18 protein-coding genes are annotated in these 23,156 nt (G+C 38.7%); 9 read left to right on the forward strand and 9 right to left on the reverse strand.

The window, feature by feature from the left end; all coding sequences use genetic code 11:
• Positions 1-29: 29 nt before the first annotated feature.
• Genes EC846_RS16465 through EC846_RS16485 form a run of 5 tightly spaced genes read right to left on the reverse strand, consistent with a single transcriptional unit; the run spans position 30 to position 4,771 of the window.
• Positions 30-728, reverse strand: a complete 699-nt coding sequence (locus EC846_RS16465) for an iron-containing redox enzyme family protein (RefSeq protein WP_061516351.1) — start codon at positions 726-728, stop codon at positions 30-32.
• Position 729: 1 nt separating this feature from the next.
• Entirely contained in the window at positions 730-1,251 is a 522-nt protein-coding gene (locus tag EC846_RS16470; protein WP_061516352.1) for a GNAT family N-acetyltransferase, read from the reverse strand.
• 19 nt (positions 1,252-1,270) lie between these two features.
• Positions 1,271-2,689: a phenylacetate--CoA ligase family protein gene (locus EC846_RS16475; protein ID WP_228200689.1), complete on the reverse strand. Its 1,419-nt coding sequence runs from the start codon at positions 2,687-2,689 to the stop codon at positions 1,271-1,273.
• Positions 2,676-3,287, reverse strand: coding sequence for an anthranilate synthase component II (locus tag EC846_RS16480; RefSeq protein ID WP_123775804.1), 612 nt, complete (start codon positions 3,285-3,287; stop codon positions 2,676-2,678). Before EC846_RS16480 ends, EC846_RS16475 begins: the two co-directional genes overlap by 14 nt.
• Positions 3,272-4,771 carry an anthranilate synthase component I family protein gene (locus EC846_RS16485; RefSeq protein WP_213071320.1) on the reverse strand — a complete coding sequence of 500 codons (1,500 nt, stop codon included), beginning with the start codon at positions 4,769-4,771 and terminating at the stop codon, positions 3,272-3,274. The genes EC846_RS16480 and EC846_RS16485 overlap by 16 nt, the downstream gene beginning before the upstream one ends.
• A 998-nt stretch (positions 4,772-5,769) precedes the next feature.
• Here EC846_RS16485 and EC846_RS16490 point away from each other — a divergent pair.
• Both EC846_RS16490 and EC846_RS16500 read left to right on the forward strand, forming a co-directional pair.
• Positions 5,770-7,710 carry a restriction endonuclease gene (locus tag EC846_RS16490; protein WP_123775805.1) on the forward strand — a complete coding sequence of 647 codons (1,941 nt, stop codon included), beginning with the start codon at positions 5,770-5,772 and terminating at the stop codon, positions 7,708-7,710.
• 479 nt (positions 7,711-8,189) lie between these two features.
• Positions 8,190-8,534 (forward strand): hypothetical protein, encoded by a 345-nt coding sequence (locus EC846_RS16500; protein WP_123775806.1) that lies wholly within the window; start codon positions 8,190-8,192, stop codon positions 8,532-8,534.
• A gap of 214 nt (positions 8,535-8,748) precedes the next feature.
• On the opposite strand, the gene EC846_RS18515 is transcribed toward EC846_RS16500, so the two are convergent.
• The gene (locus tag EC846_RS18515; protein ID WP_123775807.1) at positions 8,749-9,018 is read right to left on the reverse strand and encodes a hypothetical protein; all 270 of its coding nucleotides are present in this window, start codon (positions 9,016-9,018) and stop codon (positions 8,749-8,751) included.
• Between the two features lie 148 nt (positions 9,019-9,166).
• A complete protein-coding gene (locus EC846_RS16510; RefSeq protein WP_123775819.1) occupies positions 9,167-9,721 on the reverse strand; it encodes a TetR/AcrR family transcriptional regulator in 555 nt (184 codons plus the stop codon).
• A 979-nt stretch (positions 9,722-10,700) separates the two neighbouring features.
• On the opposite strand from EC846_RS16510, the gene mqo reads away from it, so the two are divergent.
• From mqo to EC846_RS16530, 3 genes are all read left to right on the forward strand, one after another.
• Entirely contained in the window at positions 10,701-12,341 is a 1,641-nt protein-coding gene (gene mqo, locus EC846_RS16520) for a malate dehydrogenase (quinone) (RefSeq protein WP_123775808.1), read from the forward strand.
• Between the two features lie 81 nt (positions 12,342-12,422).
• Positions 12,423-13,664 (forward strand): MFS transporter, encoded by a 1,242-nt coding sequence (locus tag EC846_RS16525; protein WP_123775809.1) that lies wholly within the window; start codon positions 12,423-12,425, stop codon positions 13,662-13,664.
• A 41-nt stretch (positions 13,665-13,705) separates the two neighbouring features.
• Positions 13,706-14,161 carry a hypothetical protein gene (locus EC846_RS16530; protein ID WP_123775810.1) on the forward strand — a complete coding sequence of 152 codons (456 nt, stop codon included), beginning with the start codon at positions 13,706-13,708 and terminating at the stop codon, positions 14,159-14,161.
• Between the two features lie 52 nt (positions 14,162-14,213).
• Here the strand turns inward: EC846_RS16530 and EC846_RS16535 are convergent, their stop codons facing one another.
• Together EC846_RS16535 and EC846_RS16540 are read right to left on the reverse strand one after the other, a co-directional pair.
• Positions 14,214-16,274, reverse strand: a complete 2,061-nt coding sequence (locus EC846_RS16535; protein ID WP_047430836.1) for a choline transporter — start codon at positions 16,272-16,274, stop codon at positions 14,214-14,216.
• A gap of 116 nt (positions 16,275-16,390) precedes the next feature.
• Positions 16,391-18,001: a BCCT family transporter gene (locus EC846_RS16540; protein WP_123775811.1), complete on the reverse strand. Its 1,611-nt coding sequence runs from the start codon at positions 17,999-18,001 to the stop codon at positions 16,391-16,393.
• A 265-nt stretch (positions 18,002-18,266) separates the two neighbouring features.
• On the opposite strand from EC846_RS16540, the gene betI reads away from it, so the two are divergent.
• The 4 genes from betI to EC846_RS16560 all read left to right on the forward strand — a co-directional run bounded on the left by betI (position 18,267) and on the right by EC846_RS16560 (position 22,993).
• Complete coding sequence (betI, locus tag EC846_RS16545) at positions 18,267-18,893, forward strand: transcriptional regulator BetI (protein ID WP_005228886.1); 627 nt, start codon at positions 18,267-18,269, stop codon at positions 18,891-18,893.
• The gene (gene betB / locus EC846_RS16550; RefSeq protein WP_123775812.1) at positions 18,886-20,358 is read left to right on the forward strand and encodes a betaine-aldehyde dehydrogenase; all 1,473 of its coding nucleotides are present in this window, start codon (positions 18,886-18,888) and stop codon (positions 20,356-20,358) included. The genes betI and betB overlap by 8 nt, the downstream gene beginning before the upstream one ends.
• 90 nt (positions 20,359-20,448) lie before the next feature.
• Positions 20,449-22,143, forward strand: coding sequence for a choline dehydrogenase (betA, locus tag EC846_RS16555; protein ID WP_123775813.1), 1,695 nt, complete (start codon positions 20,449-20,451; stop codon positions 22,141-22,143).
• 67 nt (positions 22,144-22,210) lie between these two features.
• Entirely contained in the window at positions 22,211-22,993 is a 783-nt protein-coding gene (locus tag EC846_RS16560; protein WP_123775814.1) for a TorF family putative porin, read from the forward strand.
• Positions 22,994-23,156 lie beyond the last annotated feature (163 nt).

The following is a 23,156-nucleotide window of genomic DNA, read 5'->3' on the forward strand; positions in this document are numbered from 1 at the left end:
TCTATTGTATTTAGGAAGATGCGTTTCAATTAAGCAGCTTTATTATCTTTTGATTTTAATATTTGTTCTGTCTTAAATTTAGTAGCGACTTGCTCTAACATTTGTCCAGTCAAATATAAAGTCACTTGGGCAGTATTCATGACTTCATCAAATTCTGCATCTGAGTTTAAACATGACATAATCATGTCATTAACCTCTGTTGAATGTTTTGCATCTATTTCAGAATGAGCTACAAAGAAAGTCATTTGCTTATCTTGTAAATTGAGATCTTGTGCAATTTTCTTTAATAATTCATCTATATGGCTATAGCAAGTCTCAGCCCAGAAGCTATATCCTAGTCTTGGAATAGCTCCTTTCTCAAGAGCAGTTAAATATAAGAATGAGATTAATGCTTGAGTTGCAGGTAATGGCTTTCGATTCTCAATCCCCTCTTCATATAAGTTAATGCTTTTTAAATCATTTACAACCATGTTCTCATGACCTAGTTCTTCTAAAGCATGCTTATAAACAAAACGTAATAGTTTTCTTTGCTCAGGTAGAGTTTTGTAGGCTGCTGTCGCTTGATTAATTGAATTATGTTTTGTGTAATGATAAATCTCCTCCATCAAATTCTTATACAATTCTGGAGCAATTTTTTCGGACATAGCTAAAGTCCAAAATTCGCCTGATTTGATTTTTTTCCATTCAGCATTTACAACTTCATCTAATTTCTGGATTAATTTACTCATTTTATTTTCCTAAATTTAACGTCATTAATGAATACTTCTTTTCTGAGTTCATTGGTGAGCTGATTTCAGAACGTTCAAGCTCAGCTCCAACCCTTACATATAGGGGTACAAGTCTTTCAGAACAGAAAGCAATCAGTTTAAGGTGGTTTGTATTATCTCTAATCCACTGGAAACACTCTAATAAAGCAGTTTTTACAATTCCACTGCCTCTAATAGAAGTATCGATGACTAATCTATTTACTTCCAAAGTAGATCCAATTTTTATGCTACTTCCCCAATCATTTATCGATAGAACTCTTTCTCCCAAAGTTAAACCATGTCCAACTGGAGTCATTCTGACTCCCCCTATAATTTTGTCATCTTTAAAAAATCCAAAGTTGTATGAACATTCATCACGGATTGTATCCCACAGATTAAAGTCTATTTCATTGGCTGGGTTATCACCCAAATAGGATCTACGCCATTCACTGAATTGATCAAACTCTTTGGATCCGAACTTAATTAATGCGATACGAAATGACATAACAATCTCATGATTTTTATTAACTATTTAATCTTTCTAGTAACTTCTGGGTTGTTGTTTCACCTTCATCGGATGTAACCGTAGATCTTGTATCAACTAACCTTGCTGCTTTCCATTTAATCCATCCCCCTAAATTTACATGTTCTGATAAGTCATCAATAATCATTAAAGAACATTCACAACCTAATACCGAATACACTCTTTCAGATATTGCTTTTAAGAGTGCTTTTCTTTCTTCTGCAGGTAAATTGTGGATTTCATACTTAACTATTAACGTATCTTTACCTGAAGAATTTGTAATAATTATTTGATAACCAAGACAGTTATGAACAGATTCCATAATTACTTGTTCAATTTCAGCAGCTGTAAAATTGCTTCCATTCAAATTAACGGCATCACGTACACGCCCAACTACTTCTAACTCATACCTCTCATATAAGTTAGATGATGAATTATCATGTAAATGAACAATATCTCCTGTGCGATATCGAATCAGTGGCTTAACTCCATCAATTAAGGAGGTAACAACTAATTCACCAATCCCACTATCACCGAGACCTAAACCTGTTGCAGGATCAACTATTTCAAAAATATAATTTGGTAAATGTGGGCGTAATTTATTATTAGGTGTGGAAGATGCGATAACAAAGGCTTCTTGAGAACCATATAAACTGTTGAAAATTTTTGCATCCCATAAACTTGCCAAATTTTCCGCCAAAGCTGGTGTACATAATTCACCACTTAACATAAATGCTTTAACATCAAAATCTTTTTTGGGATCTAAACCACGCTTTTTAATTTCTTTCGCCAATGCCATAACCTGACCTGGAGATGTAGCTATAATTTCAATTCCTAAATCTTTGATTAAGTTAATACATTTATCGAAACCTATGACAGGGGAACCTGGCCAGATCTTAGCTGAACAAATATCTAACTCAAAAGCAATAGATTCGAGAGTATCACTAAAAGAATGTACCTCTGTCGGTCCCATAATTCCAAGAATTGGCTTTTTACTTTCTGAAAAATAATTTTTAATTATATCTTCGTAAGCAAATTGCAACTGTAAATTACTCGCATAACTTTCTTTCTTATCCCTTGGACAAGGTGTAGCTGCTCCTGTAGTTCCAGTAGTTTCATAATAAAAAGCTGCTTGATCTAATGGAGCAGATAAAATAGCAAACATCTCATCACGTAAATCATCTTTTGTTGTAAAAGGTAATTTTGATAAATTATTTTGATTAATTTCATCTGGGTTAATATGCTTCAATTTTTCAGCATAAAAAGGAGAACCTTTTTTAACATGCTTTAATACATTCTGTAATTTATTTTTCTTCCAAGTATTAAGTTCATCAAAACTTAATGTTGATGCTCTATATTTATCGACAATTCCATGATAATCATCTTTAAACAACTGTAAATCTAACTTAGATAAACTCACTTTTATACTCCTCTGATAAGCAATATTGTTTAATAAAATTTTGAATTATATTTAATCCGCTTTCTGTTCCTATACTTTCAGGATGGAATTGAACACCTTCAATCGGTAAAAAAGTATGTCTAATCCCCATAATATAGTTATCAACATCTGAAGTTGCCGTGATAACTAAATCTTCAGGTAAATTCTCTCTCTCAATAACAATTGAATGATATCTCATAGCTTTGAAACTATTCTTAAAAGAAGAAAAACAACCTTTTCCATCATGATGAATTGAACTAATTTTTCCGTGCATTAATCTTTGTGCATATTCAATTTTAGCCCCAAAATACATACCTATAGCTTGGTGTCCTAAACAGATACCTAGTACAGGAATTTTATCTCCAACATTATTTAATATAGAAAAATAACCTGATTCAGAAGGATGCCCTGGGCCAGGGCCTAATATAATTAGATCACACTTATCAGGCGTTAACTCATCAAGTAAACCAGAATAATCCTTTCTAAATACTCTAGTTTCACAACCTAATTTATTTATATAGCCAACAATAATATGTACAAAACTATCATAAGCATCAATTATCGTTACTTTAAGTGACATGAGATTTCCTCCCCAGTTACAGCCTTGAACATAGCTCCTAACTTATAGAGAGTTTCGTTATATTCACTTTCTGGGAGTGAATCAGAAACCATCCCTGCTGAAGCTCTTAAGGTATAGATATTTTCTTTCTTTATAGCAGTTCGAATACATAAGGCTGTATTCATATAATTGGCTCCAAAACCAATTAAACCTATTGCTCCAGCATATAAACCACGTCGACTATCTTCAATTTCATCAATAAGTTCCATTGCACGAATTTTTGGAGTACCAGTCATAGTTCCAGCAGGGAAGGTTGCTTGAATCGCATCGAACTTATCATATTGATTTGAAAGCTCTCCTGAAGTGCTAGAAACCATATGATATACATGGGAATATTCTTCTATTGCCATTAAATCTGCAACAGCAACACTTTCTGAATCACAAACCCTATGTAAATCATTTCTACACAAATCTACTAACATAAGATGCTCAGCCACTTCTTTCTCATCTGCATGTAGATGATCTAAGGCTTCCTGTTTATTAGATATATTTGTTTTTCCAATCGTGCCAGCAATAGGTCTCATTAAGATTTCTTTCTCATTAACTTTAATAAAAAGTTCTGGGCTAGCTCCTACTACGGTATAGTTATTTACATGGAATAAATACATATAAGGAGATGGATTTTGTTGTCTCAGATTTTTATAAACAGATAAAGCATCAATCTCACTTTCTATATTTAGTTTCTGTCCAATTTGGACTTGATAAATATCTCCTATTTCAATATGAGTTAATGCCTTACAGCTTTTTTCAAGATATGAACTCTTAGTTGTTTCAAAAAACAATTTAAATTTAAGATCATCCTTAAATACTGGAAACTCTAAATATTCTTTTTTAATAAACTTACTAAGTAATTTTAAAAAAATATTATGTGAATTTTCTTTATTAAAGTAATAGGTTGTAAGACTAGCATCTGCATCCGCCAAAGTTATAATATGTTCATACAATGAAAGAGATATTACAGGAAGATCAGTAGTATCCTCTTTATAGTGACTCATATTTTCCACATAATGTATGGTTTCATAACCAAAATAACCAAAAAAAATTGCACCTCTTTCTTCATTTGAATTTTCTATTTTTAAAGCATTTTCTATATGTCTAAGTAGATCCCAGACATCATTTTTCTCTTTTAAAAAAATATCCAAACTATTACTTGAATTAATAAATTCATATTTTTTCATTATTTCCTTATAAATTAATTCTCTCAAACAGCTCTCTCCAATCACAAACAATTTTTCATTTACGACCTGAATATTAAGCAACTTATTTACACCAATAATAGATTCTTTTGAGTCAACACTATTCACACCCATAGATTCAAGCAAAAAAACCTCTTCCTTATCAAAGCTTAAATCCCCACATATAAAATTATACAGATTAAAAGCATCTGTTTTATTAAAAAACTCTTTTCCCTTTAATTTCGATTTATTACACAATAAACGATCCATAATCCATCCCTTTATAGGTTAAAAACTTTGAAAATTAAAAAATTATTTTTGAGCAAATTCGCCAATATGAATCTCGGCAAGCCACAAACCTAAAAGTAAACATTCTTATTTGCACTGTATTGATGTAACGGTGCAAAAATACATAAATTACATTTATTAGTCAACAAAAAAATTATAAAAAATATATTTACCACCTAATTTAATGAATTTCATCTACTTTTATTGAAAATAATTCAAGTATATTTTTTAATATTTCTAAACAATAATAAAAATTCTTAATTATAGAAGCCTTAACCGATATACTAAAAATGACAACATAACTCTGAATGATATCTATCCATAGACCATAGAAAAACATATTTCTATTCCCAACTTTATTTTTATGCAAAAAACACTATAAAATACATACTATTAACCTCATGAAAAAGCACTCCCAACAACAAGTAACTGTAAAGAAAGAACCCAAGACTTAGTCTTATCTGCACAGAGTCCTCTTTAATGCCTAAAAATATTTGATGAAGTTCCCCCATCTATCTCATAAATTTTTAGGTCATAGTGAGCCTAAATTAGCTAAAGGATCAATACACAATACAAGGAGGAAGTGTTTGTATTAACAAGGCTTTGCTGTGACTAAGATCACTAAAAGTGATTTTAATTTATTAAAAATCCAGTTTTAAAACTTAGACTATTTAGTACCAAAACAGATAAATACTACCGAAAATTACTTTTTTTAATAAAATTAAGGCATAAAATAAAGAAATTGAATGGATATATAAAAAATGTAGCACGACCAAAAATCATAGAAGAATTTAGCAAAAAATATATTTCTGTTGGAACCTTAGAGCTCTCCAGTTAAATGTTAATTCTACAAATCTAATCAACTAAATTAACTAAACGACATGTTTTGTCGTGAAACAGCATTTTTCTATTTCATTGCGAATAGTCTTTTTTTAATCTTAACCCTCCTTAGCCATCAACTGACACTACTGTAATCACTCATGAAAGACATTTTACCTATTGGAACACCAACACTGCCATTCTCGGAACTTGAATCACAAAAATTCGAGATATTATGTACCGAAATACTAAAGAGAGATCCAACTTTCATAGATGTCCATCATATTTTAGGGAAAGGAAGGCAACAAGAAGGAATTGATATTTGTGCAAAGTATAGCGATGAATCTTTTGGACTTATTGCAATAGAGTGTAAATGCTGGAAAAACTACAACTCTACAGAATTGAAAGAAACTCTTAACAAATTCATAAAAGAAAATAAAATTAAAAGGAATATAAAAACTTATCTATTGATATTTTCTCAAGATTCAATACCTATGAATATTGAGAAAAAAATTCGAGATTACCAAGATATATTTAAAAAAAATTATGATATTGAATTAGAAACATGGACAGGAATAGATCTTACTCGTAAATGCCAATCGCATCCAGATCTTATAAAAAAGTACTTTCCTACCGCTATTTCTGACATGTTCGAATGTAAATGGATGGCTAAAGTAAACTTTATAGAAAATCTACATAAAGCCTTGTTAAATCAAGACCCTAAGATTAGAGATCTTGGAAAAAGTTTATTAGATCATTCATTTATTAATCCAGAAAGTTTGGAAAGCAAATATATTCATGGAAATCATTTTACATATAAGAATAAATGGGTAGAAATTTCTGCAATTTTACCTACTACAAATTACTTTGGGTCAGCAGCAATTACAATCACTGCGCATGATACTCATGGAACTATAATAACACTGGATAATAAATGGCTTCTTAAGAACTTCTTAGGTAACGATGGTCACCCCATCAATTCCAAGTACCGCCCTTTTTATCAAGGTGGAGTTTATCAAAAAGAGGATCAACATATTATTGACTTTAAAAATTGTAGATTTCATTTACCATTAGAAGCTGTAGAGGAAATTTCAAAAGCAGCTGATATATTGACCCATTACTATATAACTGCTTTTGAAAATATTGAAAAACTATGGAGTGCCAAATATTTTCCATTTATATCTAAATATAAGAGTGAAATACAGATAGGTCTCTGTGCTATTGATACAGAGATGTGGGAACAAATCCAAGAATTTATACATGCACATGATATTGATAAAGGTGATTCGGACTGGCATATTTTTTATGCCCATCACGCTTATTTACAGGTACATAGCCCTAGAAACACAAAAGAATTAAACACTGGATTTCATGGAACTTTTTTTGCTCACCATATAGATGGTATCAACTTTTCAAATGAAATAACTCTAGTTTGGCAAAAACCCTACAACCATAATGACACTATCTCTGATAAGGATTGGTGGTCATGTGAGAAGGCATATACTTGGATCACAGAAAAACTGATCCCAAAAGTCATTGACTGGCAAATTGAGAAGCAACTAACAGGTCCTTTGGTAAAAATTATTAGAAATAAATCCGTTGCAAATAAAACAAAATCATATTGGGACAGATATAAACCTTTTAGAGATATCAGAAAAAAAGCTCTTCTTGACTTTAATCATTTTAGAGAATTGGAATTAATCGACGTCATTTCTAGATTACAGTATTTTTATACCAGTTCAGAAAGTAATCGTGCATATTTTGATAAAAAAGAAATATCGCAATTATATCGTGCACTAATTTCTTTAATTCAACATGGCCGAGGATATTTCCCTTACCTCAATTCCAAATTGAGTTTCGGGAGCAGGGATTTCAACGACATCAATGAATTAATTGATTATCTTAATAAAAAAATAGAATTAGAGAGTTTTCTAATGAATAACAGTGAAATTGAACTAATATTTCGAGCTATGCTTGAAGCAATCTGTGATACAGATGATTGGTTGACTCATCAACAGAAAGAAGAAATCTATTCAGCATTACAACCTTTCATGAGCTTCTATGATTATACTAATTCTATTGAAAGGTATTCTGAATTCTAATAGTTTTAAAAGAGTCACTCTACCAGAGTGGCTCTTTTATTGGCCTATCTTAACTAGGCTTTTTAAACTGTATGATGTATTTAAGAATTGGCGATTATCTGGCTGTATCTCGCGCACATCACACACAGGCGTCGCACCAAATTCTCATCGATAATCTCGGTTAAATTGTGATGCACTTTCATAACCTACGACAAAGGCTACAACTGATGCAGGATGTTCACCAGAGAATTAAAACTAGCTTGCTTCCTGTAATCTAAGTTGCTTTTGATATTGGATATAGAAGAGAGAGTTCATTAGTATCTAACCTTTAACTTATTAAAATACTATTTCTAAAAATAGACGACACAATTAGTCGTTCAATATTCTTTTGATGTTTACCCTGTTTTGAACGAATCATATTCTATATGAAAAATTTATGCTTTAAAAAACAAGATACTTTCCAATCATCCAATCACTGAAAAAATTTTGAGGCTAATAAGATGAGTTATTCATTTCCTAAATACACGCTTATTTACCATTCTAGAAATGGATCATTAAATTTTGAAGAACTAGTTGAGGAGCTATCATCTAAAGGATATATGCTTGAAACTGAATTAAGCTTTCTGCGACCCACATACAATGCCGCTTCAAATGAAGATTTCAAAAAGCTCTTTGAATTTTATTACCCACAAAAAATCAATAGTATAGAACTACGAACTATTGGTACTTCAGCAGGTGGTGCACCTGGCGATAATACATATGCGTTCTATAATGCAAATATCGTTTCACATGAAGAGATTCTTGAGATTCTCACTGAGTTCAATAAACAGTCATTAGATGAGTGATTTTGGCATTTATCCTTAAAATGACAGTTGTTATGTCGTTTTAAGTGGAAAATGACAGCTGTTGTGTCGCTGAGAGATGTCATCCAATGTCGTTAAACATACTAAAGTATTGATTAGTTGTATTGGAAAATGACAACTGATGTGTCGTTCAGCGAACAGCTAATAAAAAACCGCCTAAGTGGCGGTTTTTTTATAAGAATCTAATATAGAAGCACTATTTAAATCTAGAAATCTCAAAATTTAATCGATATGTCATAAAATTTATTAAACAAACTTCCCGAATTCTTTTCTTAAATAACTGCTTAAAAATTGAGTTTGTTAAAAAAATACTCGATACAATTATAAAAGCTACAAGATACACATTCTCAAACTGAAACACATTTAAAATCTCGGCAAAAAACTCTTCTATTAAATAGAAAAAAAACCAATTCAGCGAAGAAACAAAAGATGAGAAAAAAATACTATAAAAATTGAATCCAAACATATCAGCCTCCTCAAATACTTCACAAAAAGCTTATTAGCCAAAATACAAATTAAAATTATCTATATAATTTTTATACACTTTTAAAATTAACATTGCAATATAATTTAATTAATTATAATAGTTTTCTCATACCTCTTATCTACCCAATTTACCTCCACACCCTCACCAACCATCCTTTCAACCACTCCCCTTTATCCACACCACACCCTCCTAACAACTGCACTACCGCCCCATCCACCACAAACAGGAACATTTCTGCATCCACCTTAGAGGCATTCGCATGAGCAACTAAAAGCAATTGATAAACCTCTTCAACCAGCCAGCTCCGATACTCAAGCACGATTGCATACGCATCGGGATAACGGATTTTAATTTCAAAAATTGCTTTAAACAGTAAATGATAAAGCCCATCCAAATCCGCATGCAGAAAGAAAATACGCTCCAGCTTTTCATCAACCGAAAGACGCTTGTGTGTATGAATCAGGGAACGTACCTCCTCTTTCAATAGATTGCGCTGAAAAGCCAGACAGATTTCAACCAACTGCTCTTTCGACTGAAAATATTTATAAAAAGTACCTTTGGCAATATTGGAAGATTCAATAATGCGATCTACCCCAACATTGTGAAAACCATCTTGGTTAAAAAGCTGTCGCGAGGTATCTAATACTTTTAAGGCGCGAGATGAAAGATGTAAATGTGGCATATATTTACCATGACAAAGTATGTTTGCTGCGCCCTTGCCCTCAATAGTGATAGGCAAAAAAGGCATGCAAAATCCCCTAAAGATGGCGTTAATGCATCTCAAGTTTTATTGTTGCTCTGTTTTTTTAGTCGCGATGCGCTATAGCCTGAAAACTTAAAGGTTTTCAAACATGACGAAGGACTAATGAAGAAGGATAAAAATACGATGCATGGCCAACTCCTGAATGATTCGGAACGCTGCCAAGACATGATGAATTATGGTGGCAGAACGAAAGAGGGTTGACAGACTGAACCTAAGAATCAGCACACCCGAAGGTGTCCCCCTCCCGTCCTACCGCTACAAAAAGGGGGACGAACGAGTCTACATCAAAAAAAACAAGTTTTTTCAATGCACTTAGGAAACGGTCTGTCAAAACCGGCTGGCAATGTAGGCCAGCATCCAGAGAATAAGCGGAGCTATATCAAGGTGTCAATGTAAGATTTTGCATAAAAACAATATTTATTATTATTTTTCAATACATTAAAAAAGAATAAGCTCTAGCAAAAATTACCTGATAGGACATATTATTTATCACTTTTATAAAAATCAGATTAAAAGTTATTTTAACTTTCAAAAGCATAAGCCAGCCCTGAATAAGAGGCAGTGCCAATCGGCTTTTTTCACCAGAACCAATTTATAAACGTATATTTGGTTAAAATGTGACACACTTCTCTAAACCATAAACGAGAGATTTTCCACCACTTTATACAATACAAATACATAAAATAATTAAAAGCGACTTGATTAGTACATTTTGAAACATTCGCTAACCAAAACACTGTCTAATTTAAAGTAAAATTCATGAACTAACTCCTCCAACGTCTGTTTCAAGGCCATCCCTTGACTGATGTGCCTTTATTGCGTCTGTATCATCATTTAAATTCTTTCTCTCTATATCGTTTGTCATATAGAGCGTCATTTAATTTTTAAGGTAAATTGAATGAAAAAATTTTGGAAATATTTATTAGTACTGCTCGTAGTACTAATTATTATTGCAATTGCCTTTCTTTTTAGACCAGTTGCGTCTAAGGCAATTAAAACTGCAAATGACGAGCCGACTGTCGATGTTGTACTCATCGGCGGCGGGATCATGAGTGCCACTTTAGGTACTTACCTCAACGAATTACAACCAGACTGGAACATCCGCATGTATGAACGTCTTGATGCTGTTGCACAAGAAAGTTCAAACGGTTTTAACAATGCGGGTACAGGTCACTCTGGCTTTATGGAAATGAACTATACCGAAGAAAAAGACGGTAAAATGGACATTTCTAAAGCCATCAACGTGGCAAGCCAGTTCGAAATTGCAAAACAGTTCTGGGCTTACCAAGTCAAACAAGGTGTGCTTGAAACTCCAAATACATTCATCAACCCAGTACCGCATATTGCGTTTGTCTGGGGCGACAATGTGAACTTTATGGAAAAGCGTTATGCTGCCATGGTTCAACATCCATTATTCGCTGGCATGAAATTGAGTGAAGACAAAGCTGAAATTCAACAATGGGCTCCATTGGTGATGGACGGTCGTGATCCTCAACAAAAAGTTGCTGCAACGCGTATGGACGTAGGTTCTGACGTAAACTACGGTGCAATCACTAAACAGTTGATTGGCAACCTCGAAAAGAGTCCAAACTTCAAGCTAAGCACTTCAACAGAAGTCACTGGTATTAGCAAAAATGACGACAATACTTGGTCTGTCGCTTTCAAAGATGTGAAATCTGGCAAAGTTGATCATGTGAAAACGCGTTTTGTGTTTATTGGTGCGGGCGGTGCTGCAATCAAATTATTGCAAATGACTGGTCTTCCAGAAGCTCAACAATACGCTGGCTTCCCTGTAGGTGGTGAGTTCCTTGTAACTGACAATCCAGCGGTAACTGCAAAACACACAGCTAAAGTGTATGGCCGTGCTGATCTTGGTGCGCCTCCAATGTCTGTTCCACATATTGATACCCGTTATATCGACGGTAAAAAATATGTATTGTTTGGCCCATTCGCAACCTATTCAAACAAGTTCCTGAAAAATGGTTCACAACTTGATTTGCTTACATCGACCAACAAAAACAATGTGTTGCCAATGGCGGCAATTGGTCTACAAAATGCGGATCTGGTTCAGTACCTTGTAAGTCAGGTATTGATGTCGGATGCTGACCGTTTCAACGAGTTGAAAAAATACTACCCTGAAGCAGATCCAAAAGACTGGCATCTACAACAAGGTGGTCAACGTGTTCAGATCATCAAGAAAGAACCGGGCAAACCAGCTAAATTGCAATTCGGTACAGAAATCTTTGCTTCTAAAGACAAATCTGTAACGGCGTTGTTGGGTGCTTCTCCGGGTGCATCTACTTCACCTTACATCATGCTTAACTTGCTTGAAAAAGCATTCCCAGAGCAAACTAAAGGTGTGTGGAATGATAAATTGCATGAGATTGTCCGTTCTTATGGTCAAGATCTTGCCAATGATCCAGCCTTGCTTGATCAAATCCGTCATTATTCAAGCTCAACACTTGGCTTGAACTATACGACACCAGCAAACTTGGTTCATGCGAAAAAAGTCGTAAAAGCTGAAGCTGTTGCTCAGTAATTCTGCTTAGGAATTAGTTCAAAAGGGAGGAGTTTCGGCTCTTCCCTTTTTTGTTTTATTTTTTCTGTGCCTTTTAAATCTATGTCTTCCGATGTAAGCCCCTCAGCTTTTGCCGCATTTACCTGTCGTGACTTCAAGTTATTGACCATCAATCAATGCTGTTTAACCTTTGCGGTTTTGATTCAGGAAGTGCTGATTGCCTTTCATCTTTATCAAATTACCAAGAATCCACTCATCCTCGGTCTGGTTGGGATCATGGATTTCTTACCCTTTTTAGCGCTCTCTTTATGGGGCGGTTATATTGCTGACCGTTTTAATCGTCAGCGTATTTTGCAGATCAGCTTTAGTATTGCCATTCCCCTTTCCATCGCTTTATGGCTGTGCTTCGATCTGTTTCAGTCGGACAAAATCACAACCACCGTCTTACTGATTTCAACTTTTAGTCTTTTATTTTTATTTGGCTGCATTCGCGGTATTTATAGTCCGTGCTTTAACTCGTTACGACCTTTTGTCGTGCCCGAACATCTTTATACCAATGCCGCAACATGGACCAGCATGTGCTGGCAGGCCTGCGGTATCCTTGCTCCCGTGATCGGTGGTTTTTTGCTGGCGCATCTAGATCTGGATATTACCTTTGCTGTTATCGTCGGATTATTTATGACAGGCAGCGTGGCACTCTGGCGCTTACAAAAAAGACAATTTCCACAACTTCAAACCGAATCGATTGCTAAAAGCCTGCAACAGGCACTGCAATTTATTTTTAAAACTAAAATTATTTTCTGGGCCATGTTTCTCGATCTTGGCTCGGTATTTTTTGGTGGCATCATTGCCCTGCTACCAATTTTTGCACAGGATGTGTTGCATATCGGTGCCGACGGTTTCGGTCTATTGCGTGCTGCGCCTGCGTTTGGCGGCCTGATCATGATGATGATTCTGGTTCGTTATCCACCCAAACATAGACCTTGGCAGATCATGCTAATGGCCGTTGCAGGATTTGGTTGTTGCACATTGTTATTTGCTGTTACCAGACACCTCTATTTTTCTGTCGCAGTTCTCATTATTATGGGAGCTTGTGACAGTATCAACATTGTCATTCGTCAAACCATACTGCAACTTATTCCCCCCAAGGACATGCTTGGACGTATTGCTGCCATTAATGGCATCTTTGTCACGTCTAGTAATGAGCTAGGCGCATTGCAGTCCAGTGTGATGACACGCTTTTTCAGCGTGGTTCCAGCAATGTTGATCGGCGGCACACTTTCTTTGCTCTGCGTGGCTTTAACCAGCGTCAGAAGCAAAGCGTTATTTAAATTTCGTTTTTAAATTCTTTTATATCGCTGTTTAGAAAAATCAATGTAAGTCATATGAAACACACTTTGCCCGCATCCTCTGGTGCATCTAGGTTCATTATTGTTTCCATTTTTGTATGGCTGGTACTTTTGTGCCTGCAATCCATCTATATCGTGATTATTGGCGGCAGCGCTTATCTTTTCTGGACCTCTTTTGGCTTACTGATCTTAAATGTACTCAGCCTTCGTCCAACCGTCTTAAAAAACCGAATTGCCACCGTTGTGACGGCAGCCTTATTGGTTTATCTAGTGCTTAACTCACTGTTTTGCACCTATCTGATTGTCGCCTTCTATTGTATTTTCCATTTATATTCCGATGAGTACAAGAATAAACGTCTGATTAAACTGGTGGGTTTATTCCTGATCATGATTATTTTTGCACTCTATCAAAGCCAGTCCCTACATGAACTAAAACAAAAATATGCGCCTTATGAAACTGGTGAAACTTGGCAACAACACGGCGCTTTATAAAACTATCCAATAAAAAAACCTCACATGACGTGAGGTTTTTTTATAGCGAATACTAATCTTGCGAATCAGGATACAAAGGACGGTTTCCGGGACTAATGCGGTTGATATGCAAGAAAGTCATGTGACGTTCATACTTATCGAGAATGTCATTAATCACCTGTTCTTTGGTGTATCCCACCAAGTCATTGTCCTGCGAACCTTCATACAAGAACGTTTCTAAACGATAGTAATGTTGCTTACCACGTTTGCCACGCTCACTAAAGGTCGGCGCGATATAACGCACAGGCCAGATCTGGTAAACGAAGTTATGCTCTTCTTCGATGTAAATAGTGAGATCAAGATGATACAGCGTATCACTCTCTTCCACTTCACCTTGCGTAACTTCGACACTCATGCCACGCTTGACCAGCTCATCCGCAACGGTCTGAACGGCAGGTTTACATACACTGTCAAGCATACGTTGGGTTTCGCTGCTGCCTGGATGATGCATAACGCGAGACAAACGCTGTTTCCAGTTTAGAATATCAACATTACCCACCACAGGCGCTGCATTCAGACTGCGACTGGCTTTACGATAATCTTCTAAGCGCAAGGACTTATACAGACCTGCCATTACCAGCAACATAACAAAACTAAACGGCAATCCCATGATGACCGTGGCACTTTGCAAGGCGGTAATCCCGTTTGCCATCAGCATGGCAACCGTCAATAAGCCAATTGCAGTGGCCCAGAAGATACGTAACCAACGCGGCGCATCATTATCGACATTGGAGAATTTAGTGGTGAAGTTACCCAGTACCAACGCACCAGAATCCGCTGAAGTCACATAGAATAATAAACCCGTAATGGTGGCAATACCCGCAATAAAGGCAAAGCCCGGATATTGAGCCAGCAAGTCATAGAAACCATGTGCAGGATCGGTCAATACCGTTTGTGCCAGTGCCGTATTTCCATCAAAGATCACGCTATGTAAGGCACTATTACCAAAAATAGATAACCAAGTAATGGTGAACAATAATGGAATGATCAAGGTACCACAGACAAATTCACGGATGGTACGACCACGGGAAATACGCGCTAGGAATAGACCAACAAATGGAGACCAAGCCACCCACCATGCCCAGAAGAACAAGGTCCAGCTATTCATCCAGTCTTTTGGACGGTCAAAAGCAAAGCTTTCCAGCGCCAGACTCGGGAAACGACTAATATAATCGCCAAAGTTTTGTACCAGTGCATTAAGCAGGAATTCGGTATTGCCGAGGAACAATACAAACAGCATCAAGCCAATTGCAGCATAGATATTGATTTCAGATAAAATCTTAATGCCTTTATTGACCCCTGCTGTCACTGAAATAATGGTGACGATTACCGCAAGGCCAATCAGGGCAATCTGAATCCACAGGTTCTCTGGTAAGCCAAACAGTACATGCAGACCATAATTGATCTGTACCACCGCAATACCACAGGTGGTCGCGATACCAAAAATGGTACCAATGACGGCGGCAGTATCGACGGTATGGCCAATCGGGCCATCAATTTTATTACCAAAAATCGGGTATAACGCAGAACGGATGGTCAGTGGCAGATTATAGCGGTAACTAAAGTAACCTAACGCCATCCCGACCAGTGCATACATGCCCCAACCGGTTAAACCATAGTGAAATAGCGTCCACACCATCCCCTGACGAGCCGCCTCAAAGGTCTGACCTTCGCCAACAGGAGGATTCATATAGTGGGAGAGCGGCTCTGCAACCGAGAAGAACATCAAGTCTGTCCCGATCCCTGCCGCAAATAGCATGGCTGACCAGCTCAATAGACTAAACTCAGGCTTCGAATGTTTTGGGCCGAGTTTGATATCGCCATAACGGGAACAGGCGATAAAGACCACAAAGACCAGATAAAGTGTCGCTGCTAACAAGTAGTACCAGCTAAATTTATCACTGACCCATGCCAGCACCACATTCAATAAGTGGTTGGCAAAATCGTTGAAAAAAATCGTAACAAGTGCAAATGTTAAAATAAGTAGAGCTGAAACATAAAAGACCACACGATTCAAATGATCTTTATTCGCTAATGTAGAATCATCAACCGCTCTTGGATTATCTGTTGCCATACAATCCTCAGGGAGTTAGAGAACAAAAAGAAAATATTCATCCACGTCTTTCCACTGCATCTTCAATGAAAAGACATTTCTGAATAAAAAATGAAAAATAAAAGTCATTACCCAAATTACAATGTTTCTGATTTTTCAGTTGCAAAATGTGATGGTGGCGTTACTGGCGCTATTACTTGCGGCGGTTGAGGTCGTAAAGCATCCTGCTTCAGGGCTTTGGCTAACCCAAACATATACAGCAAAATAATAACGGAAAATGGCAAACCACAGAGTACCACCGCGCTTTGCATGGAGTGAAAACTCCCTGCCAAAAGCAAGCCAATACTAACAATGGCAATAACCACAGACCAGAAAACTCTTAACCAAATTGGCGAATCACTTTCATTGCTACCCCCTTTCGAGGACAGATTTGCGATCATGAGTGTACCAGAACCCACAGGGGTCAAAAACAATACGAAACAAATCACAACAACAATGCCAGCAATATAGGGGTTGAATGGTAAATATTCGAGAAGCTTGAATAGAGATAAAGCTGCATCGGTCAACACCATATCACCGAGTGCTTGCTGCTTTTGATTCAAAATCAGGTCAATCGCTGTATTTCCAAAAATCGAAATCCAGGCCAAGGTAAAGCCCAATGGCACCAGACAAACGCCCAGCACAACTTCACGAATGGTACGGCCTTTAGAAATACGTGCGATAAACATGCCGACAAATGGCGCCCACGCAATCCACCATGCCCAGTAAAATACCGTCCATGCACCCTGCCATTCACCCGCTTTGGCATTGAAAAGATACATGTCAAAACTTTTACTAATGAAATGATCGAGGTAATCACCCGTGTTCTGCACCAAACCATTGAGTAAATGATTAGTTGGGCCAGTTAGGAATACAAATAACAATAAGGCATACAACAGACGCAGATTGATACGAGATAGCCACGCCAGACCTTTTTCAATACCAATGACTGTTGTAATGGTCGCCACAAACATCATCAATAACACCACAGCAATCAGCGTTGTATGATTATTGGGAATATCTGGTACTAAATAATGGAGGCCCGACACCAGCACCAACGCGCCAATGCCCAGATTGGTCACAAGGGAAATAACCGTCGCTAGAATCCCGAAACCATCAACAAAATCACCTACTAGACCATAAATACGCTCACCAAAAATCGGATATAACGCAGAACGCAGTGCCAGCGGCAAATCTAAACGGAAGGCAAAATAACCCAGCGTTACACCTAATAAGGCATACAGCACCCAGCCATGAATCCCCCAATGCAGGAAGCTATACATCATGGCATCCCGTGCCGCCTGAATCGTTCCGCCTGTACCTTCGGGTGGTCGCAAGAAGTGATCAACAGGTTCAGCCACGCCATAATAGAGCAAAGCGATACCAATCCCTGCCGAAAAGAGCATAGAGACCCACGCTAGATAACCGAACTCAGGTTTATCGTCATCTCGCCCTAAGGGAATTTGTCCGACGCGCGAAAATGCCAGCCAGGCAACAAAACCTAAACACAGAATAATGACCAGCATGTAATACCAACCAAATAATTTGTTTGCCTGCCCTTGTACATAGGTCAGCCAGTACTGGCTTTGGGCTGGAAACAGTACAAACAATAGGCCAAAAATGCCTATACTGATTGCAGAGCTCCAAAAAACAAACAAATTTAAACGTATGGGTTCGGATGGGGATCCTTCATTACTTTTTGACACCATGTTCTTGCTCCTTGCAATTGGTGTATTTTTCTTAAAAAATAATGTGATAAGTCCTAGTGAGTACTTACCTTCTTATCCATAAGAAGCCTTGATTTCTTACTTTACATCTATTCTTGCCAAGCAAAAATTAATTGATTTTTACAGATTATACTTTTTATTGATTGAACGTTCAATCAATAAAAAGTATGATAAAAAAATGTTATGATGCTCTACATTGAGAAATGTTGAATAAAAAGCACCTTGGCAGGGCTTTAAATGGATAAGCATGACAAAGCGTAGAGTAAAACCGGAACATGTGCGACGTGAAGAAATTATTAACGCCGCATTTTATGTGATTTCTGAAGTGGGGTTATCCAATACCACCATTGCACAGATTGCAAAAAAGGCCGAACTATCAACCGGTATTGTGAGTCACTATTTTGGTGACAAGCAGGGTTTAATCAATACCTGTATGCAGGAGATGCTCAACGTTTTGCGTCAGAAAACTGACCAATATAAAACGGAAGCAGATCCACATCCAGAAAGCCAGATCAAGGCGATTATTGATTCCAACTTTGATATTAGTCAGGTCAACAAACAAGCCATGCGGGTCTGGTTAGACTTTTGGTCTGCAAGTATGCACCTTCCCGAACTTGGACGTTTACAACGAATTAATGATCAACGCCTGTATTCCAACCTGAAACATTATTTCCTCATGTTGGTCGATGATAAACAACAGGCAAGCATTGCCGCCCGCGGATTGGCGGCTTTGATTGACGGATTATGGTTACGTGGCAGTTTAAGCAGTCATGATGAGTTTGACAGCCAGCTGGCACGTTCCATTGCTTACGATTATGTAAAAACGCAATTGCAATTTGCGAACAAGCCCTTGCAGGAGAAACAGAATGAGTGATGCACAAGTTCATCAATTGTATATCCACGGACGTTATGTCGCAGCGACCAGTGGTAAAACATTTACCAGTATTAACCCTGCCAACGGTGAAGTGATCGCAACACTTCAACAAGCGTCACAACAAGACATTGAAGCGGCTGTTCAAAGCGCACAACAAGGCCAGAAAATCTGGGCTGCCATGACCGCAATGGAGCGTTCTCGTATCCTGCGTCGTGCAGTTGATATCTTACGTGAACGTAATGATGAACTGGCTCAGTTAGAAACCCTCGATACAGGTAAAGCCTACAGCGAAACATCGACTGTCGATATCGTAACGGGTGCCGATGTACTTGAATACTACGCAGGCCTTGCGACTGCCATTCAAGGTGAACAAGTTCCACTTCGTGAATCAAGCTTCTTCTATACCCGTCGCGAACCCCTCGGTGTAGTGGCTGGTATCGGTGCATGGAACTATCCAATTCAAATCGCAATGTGGAAATCTGCCCCTGCCCTAGCTGCGGGCAATGCCATGATTTTCAAACCAAGCGAAACTACGCCACTGACTGCATTCAAACTTGCTGAAATCTATACCGAAGCAGGCTTACCAGACGGCGTATTTAACGTAGTACAAGGCGCTGGTCGTGATATTGGTCAATGGCTGACTGAACACCCAGTGATTGAAAAAATCTCGTTCACTGGTGGTGTCGAAACCGGCAAGAAAGTGATGGCAAGTGCTGCGGGTTCAACGTTGAAAGAAGTGACGATGGAACTTGGTGGTAAATCTCCACTGGTTATTTGTGATGATGCCAATCTTGACCGTGCTGCTGATATTGCAGTGATGGCGAACTTCTTTAGTTCTGGTCAGGTATGTACCAACGGTACGCGTGTATTTGTGCCTAAAGCCATGCTTGCTGATTTTGAAGCAGCCGTTGTGGAACGTGTAAAACGTATTCGTATCGGTGATCCAATGGCTGAGCAAACCAATTTTGGTCCACTCACCAGCTTCCCGCATATGGAAAAAGTGTTGTCATTCATCGAGTCTGGCAAACAGCAAGGTGCGAAAGTGCTGATCGGTGGTGGCCGTGCCACTGAAGGTGATCTAGCCAAAGGCGCGTATGTATTACCAACCGTTTTCAGTGATTGCCAAGATGACATGGCGATTGTGCAGGAAGAAATCTTTGGCCCAGTCATGAGCATTCTGAGCTATGAAACCGAGGAAGAAGTGATTCGCCGTGCCAATGCCACAGATTTCGGTCTGGCAGCAGGTGTGGTAACTCAAGACATTACCAAAGCACATCGCATTATTCACCAGCTTGAAGCAGGTATTTGCTGGATCAATACATGGGGTGAGTCCCCTGCGGAAATGCCAGTAGGTGGCTATAAGCAATCAGGCGTAGGCCGTGAAAATGGCTTAACCACACTGGGTCATTACACCCGTATCAAATCTATTCAAGTTGAGTTAGGTGAGTATCAAAGCATTTTCTAATGCGCTCACCCTTCACCCTCAAGATTAATCCTATGTGCCACGCCATCACCTGATTGCGCTGGCACTCTCCAGAATACAAAAGGGATAACGATGAATACTCAAGCATACGATTACATTATCATTGGCGCAGGATCTGCCGGAAATGTGCTCGCAACACGTCTGACTGAAGATAAAGATGTGTCTGTTTTATTATTGGAAGCTGGTGGCCCAGACTACCGTTTAGATTTCCGTACTCAAATGCCAGCCGCGTTGGCGTTCCCATTACAAGGCCGTCGCTATAACTGGGCTTATGAAACCGATCCTGAACCACACATGAACAATCGCCGTATGGAATGTGGTCGTGGTAAAGGTTTAGGTGGTTCTTCTCTCATTAACGGGATGTGCTACATCCGTGGTAATGCCATGGATCTGGATCAGTGGGCAACCATGAAAGGTCTTGAAGACTGGACTTATGCAGACTGCTTACCCTATTACAGAAAAGCTGAAACTCGCGACATTGGTGCCAATGATTATCACGGTGGTGATGGTCCTGTGTCAGTGGCAACGCCTAAAAATGGCAACAACGTACTGTTCCATGCGATGGTTGAAGCAGGCGTACAGGCGGGTTATCCACGTACCGATGACTTAAATGGCTATCAACAGGAAGGCTTCGGTCCAATGGATCGTACCGTAACACCAAATGGTCGTCGTTCAAGTACCGCGCGTGGTTATCTGGATCTGGCCAAAGGTCGTCCAAACTTAACCATCATCACACATGCTACCACCAACCGCATCCTGTTCAATCAAAAACAGGCTGTGGGCGTGGAATATATTATTGGTGCAGACAAAGCCAATATGAAACAGGCACAGGCCAAACGTGAAGTCTTACTTTGCGCAGGTGCGATTGCGTCACCACAAATCCTGCAACGTTCAGGCGTGGGTGAAAGTACCTTCCTGAAATCGATGGACATTGATGTAGTTCATGATTTGCCGGGTGTCGGTGAAAACCTGCAAGACCATTTAGAAATGTACTTGCAATATCAATGCAAGCAACCTGTTTCACTTTACCCTGCCCTGCAATGGTATAACCAGCCTGCGATTGGCGCTGAGTGGCTATTCAACGGTACTGGCGTTGGCGCGAGCAACCAGTTCGAAGCAGGTGGTTTTATCCGTAGTTCGGAAGAATTTGACTGGCCGAATATCCAGTACCACTTCTTGCCGGTTGCAATTAACTACAACGGTAGTAATGCAGTGAAAGAACACGGTTTCCAAGCCCATGTCGGTTCAATGCGCTCACCGTCACGCGGTCGTATCAAGTTGAAATCAAAGGATCCGTTTGAGCATCCAAGTATCCTGTTCAACTACATGTCAACTGAGCAGGACTGGCGCGAGTTCCGTGATGCGATCCGTATCACCCGTGAAATCATGGCACAGCCCGCACTCGATCCATATCGCGGTGAAGAAATCAGCCCAGGTAAACATATCCAGACTGATGCTGAGCTAGATGAATTCGTCCGTACCCATGCGGAAACAGCATTCCATCCTTCATGTAGCTGTAAAATGGGTGAAGATGAGATGGCAGTTGTAGATGGTCAAGGTCGTGTTCACGGCGTACAAAGCTTGCGTGTGGTCGATGCCTCAATCATGCCATTGATCATTACTGGTAACCTGAATGCCACCACCATCATGATCGCAGAAAAAATTGCCGATCAGATCCGTGGTAAAAAATTGCCACGTTCAGAGGCGGGTTATTACAAAGCGGGTACAACACCGGCACGCCAAGCGCCGTTACGTCCAATACAATAAGCATGAAATTCCTTTAGGGGATACCCGAGGCTTAGGCTTCGGGTTTCACTTCATTCAGGGAGAAATGATGAAAAAAACCTTATTCGTAATTGCACCTTTCGCTTTTTATTTTCAAAGCACTCACGCAACTGAACCCACCTCACCTTACTCTGCCAATATCACTGCAGCCAGCCAATACGTTTCACGCGGTTTCCAGCAAACTTGGGGTAAACCTGCCTTACAGGGTGGACTGGACTACAATCATGACAGCGGTTTTTATGCAGGGACATGGGCATCGACCGTAAGCGATCACTTTATTCGTGATGCCTCTGTTGAATGGGATGTATATACCGGTTATAGCCGTACGATCGGGGATTTTACAGTCGGGACTAAAGTTGCCTATTACTATTATCCAGGCGCAAAAACCACGGCTGACACAGGCAACACCCGCTTTGACTATGGGGAAATCATCCCTGAAATCAGTTACGGTCCGTTAAGCGTTAAATATGCCATTACTTATACTCAAGACTATTTTGGCAATAATTCCGATACGCTAGGCACGGGAAATAACAAACATTCTCGCGGCTCAGGTTATCTGGATGTGAACTGGTATCAACCGATCACACAAGGCTGGTCAGTCAATGCGCACTATGGCAATCAGCGCATCAAAAACTTTTCTGCGGCCAACTTTCAGGATGCCAGTTTTGCGGTCAACAAAGAATTACCCTATAACCTGTCCAGCAGCCTGACCTATAGCAAAGCATGGGATAAAGACGGTTTTTACCAGCAATATAGCAATGGTAATCCAAACGCCAAAATCTCGAATCCAATTGATTCAACAGTGACATTTTCGCTGACCAAAACCTTTTAAATAAGCAAATATCAATCAAGTGCCCATAATAAAGCCGCTTTCGTTGAGAGCGGCTTTATTTAATTTTGTGTCTCGTCCTAGATAAGGTTGACACTTTCTAAACTTAAATTTGGAGAGTGTAATGAAAACAATAGTTAAAAGAACACAACGAGATTACAGCCTA

The sequence above is a fragment of the Acinetobacter sp. BIGb0102 genome, assembly GCF_003815055.1.
Classification (GTDB): Bacteria; Pseudomonadota; Gammaproteobacteria; order Pseudomonadales; family Moraxellaceae; genus Acinetobacter; species Acinetobacter vivianii.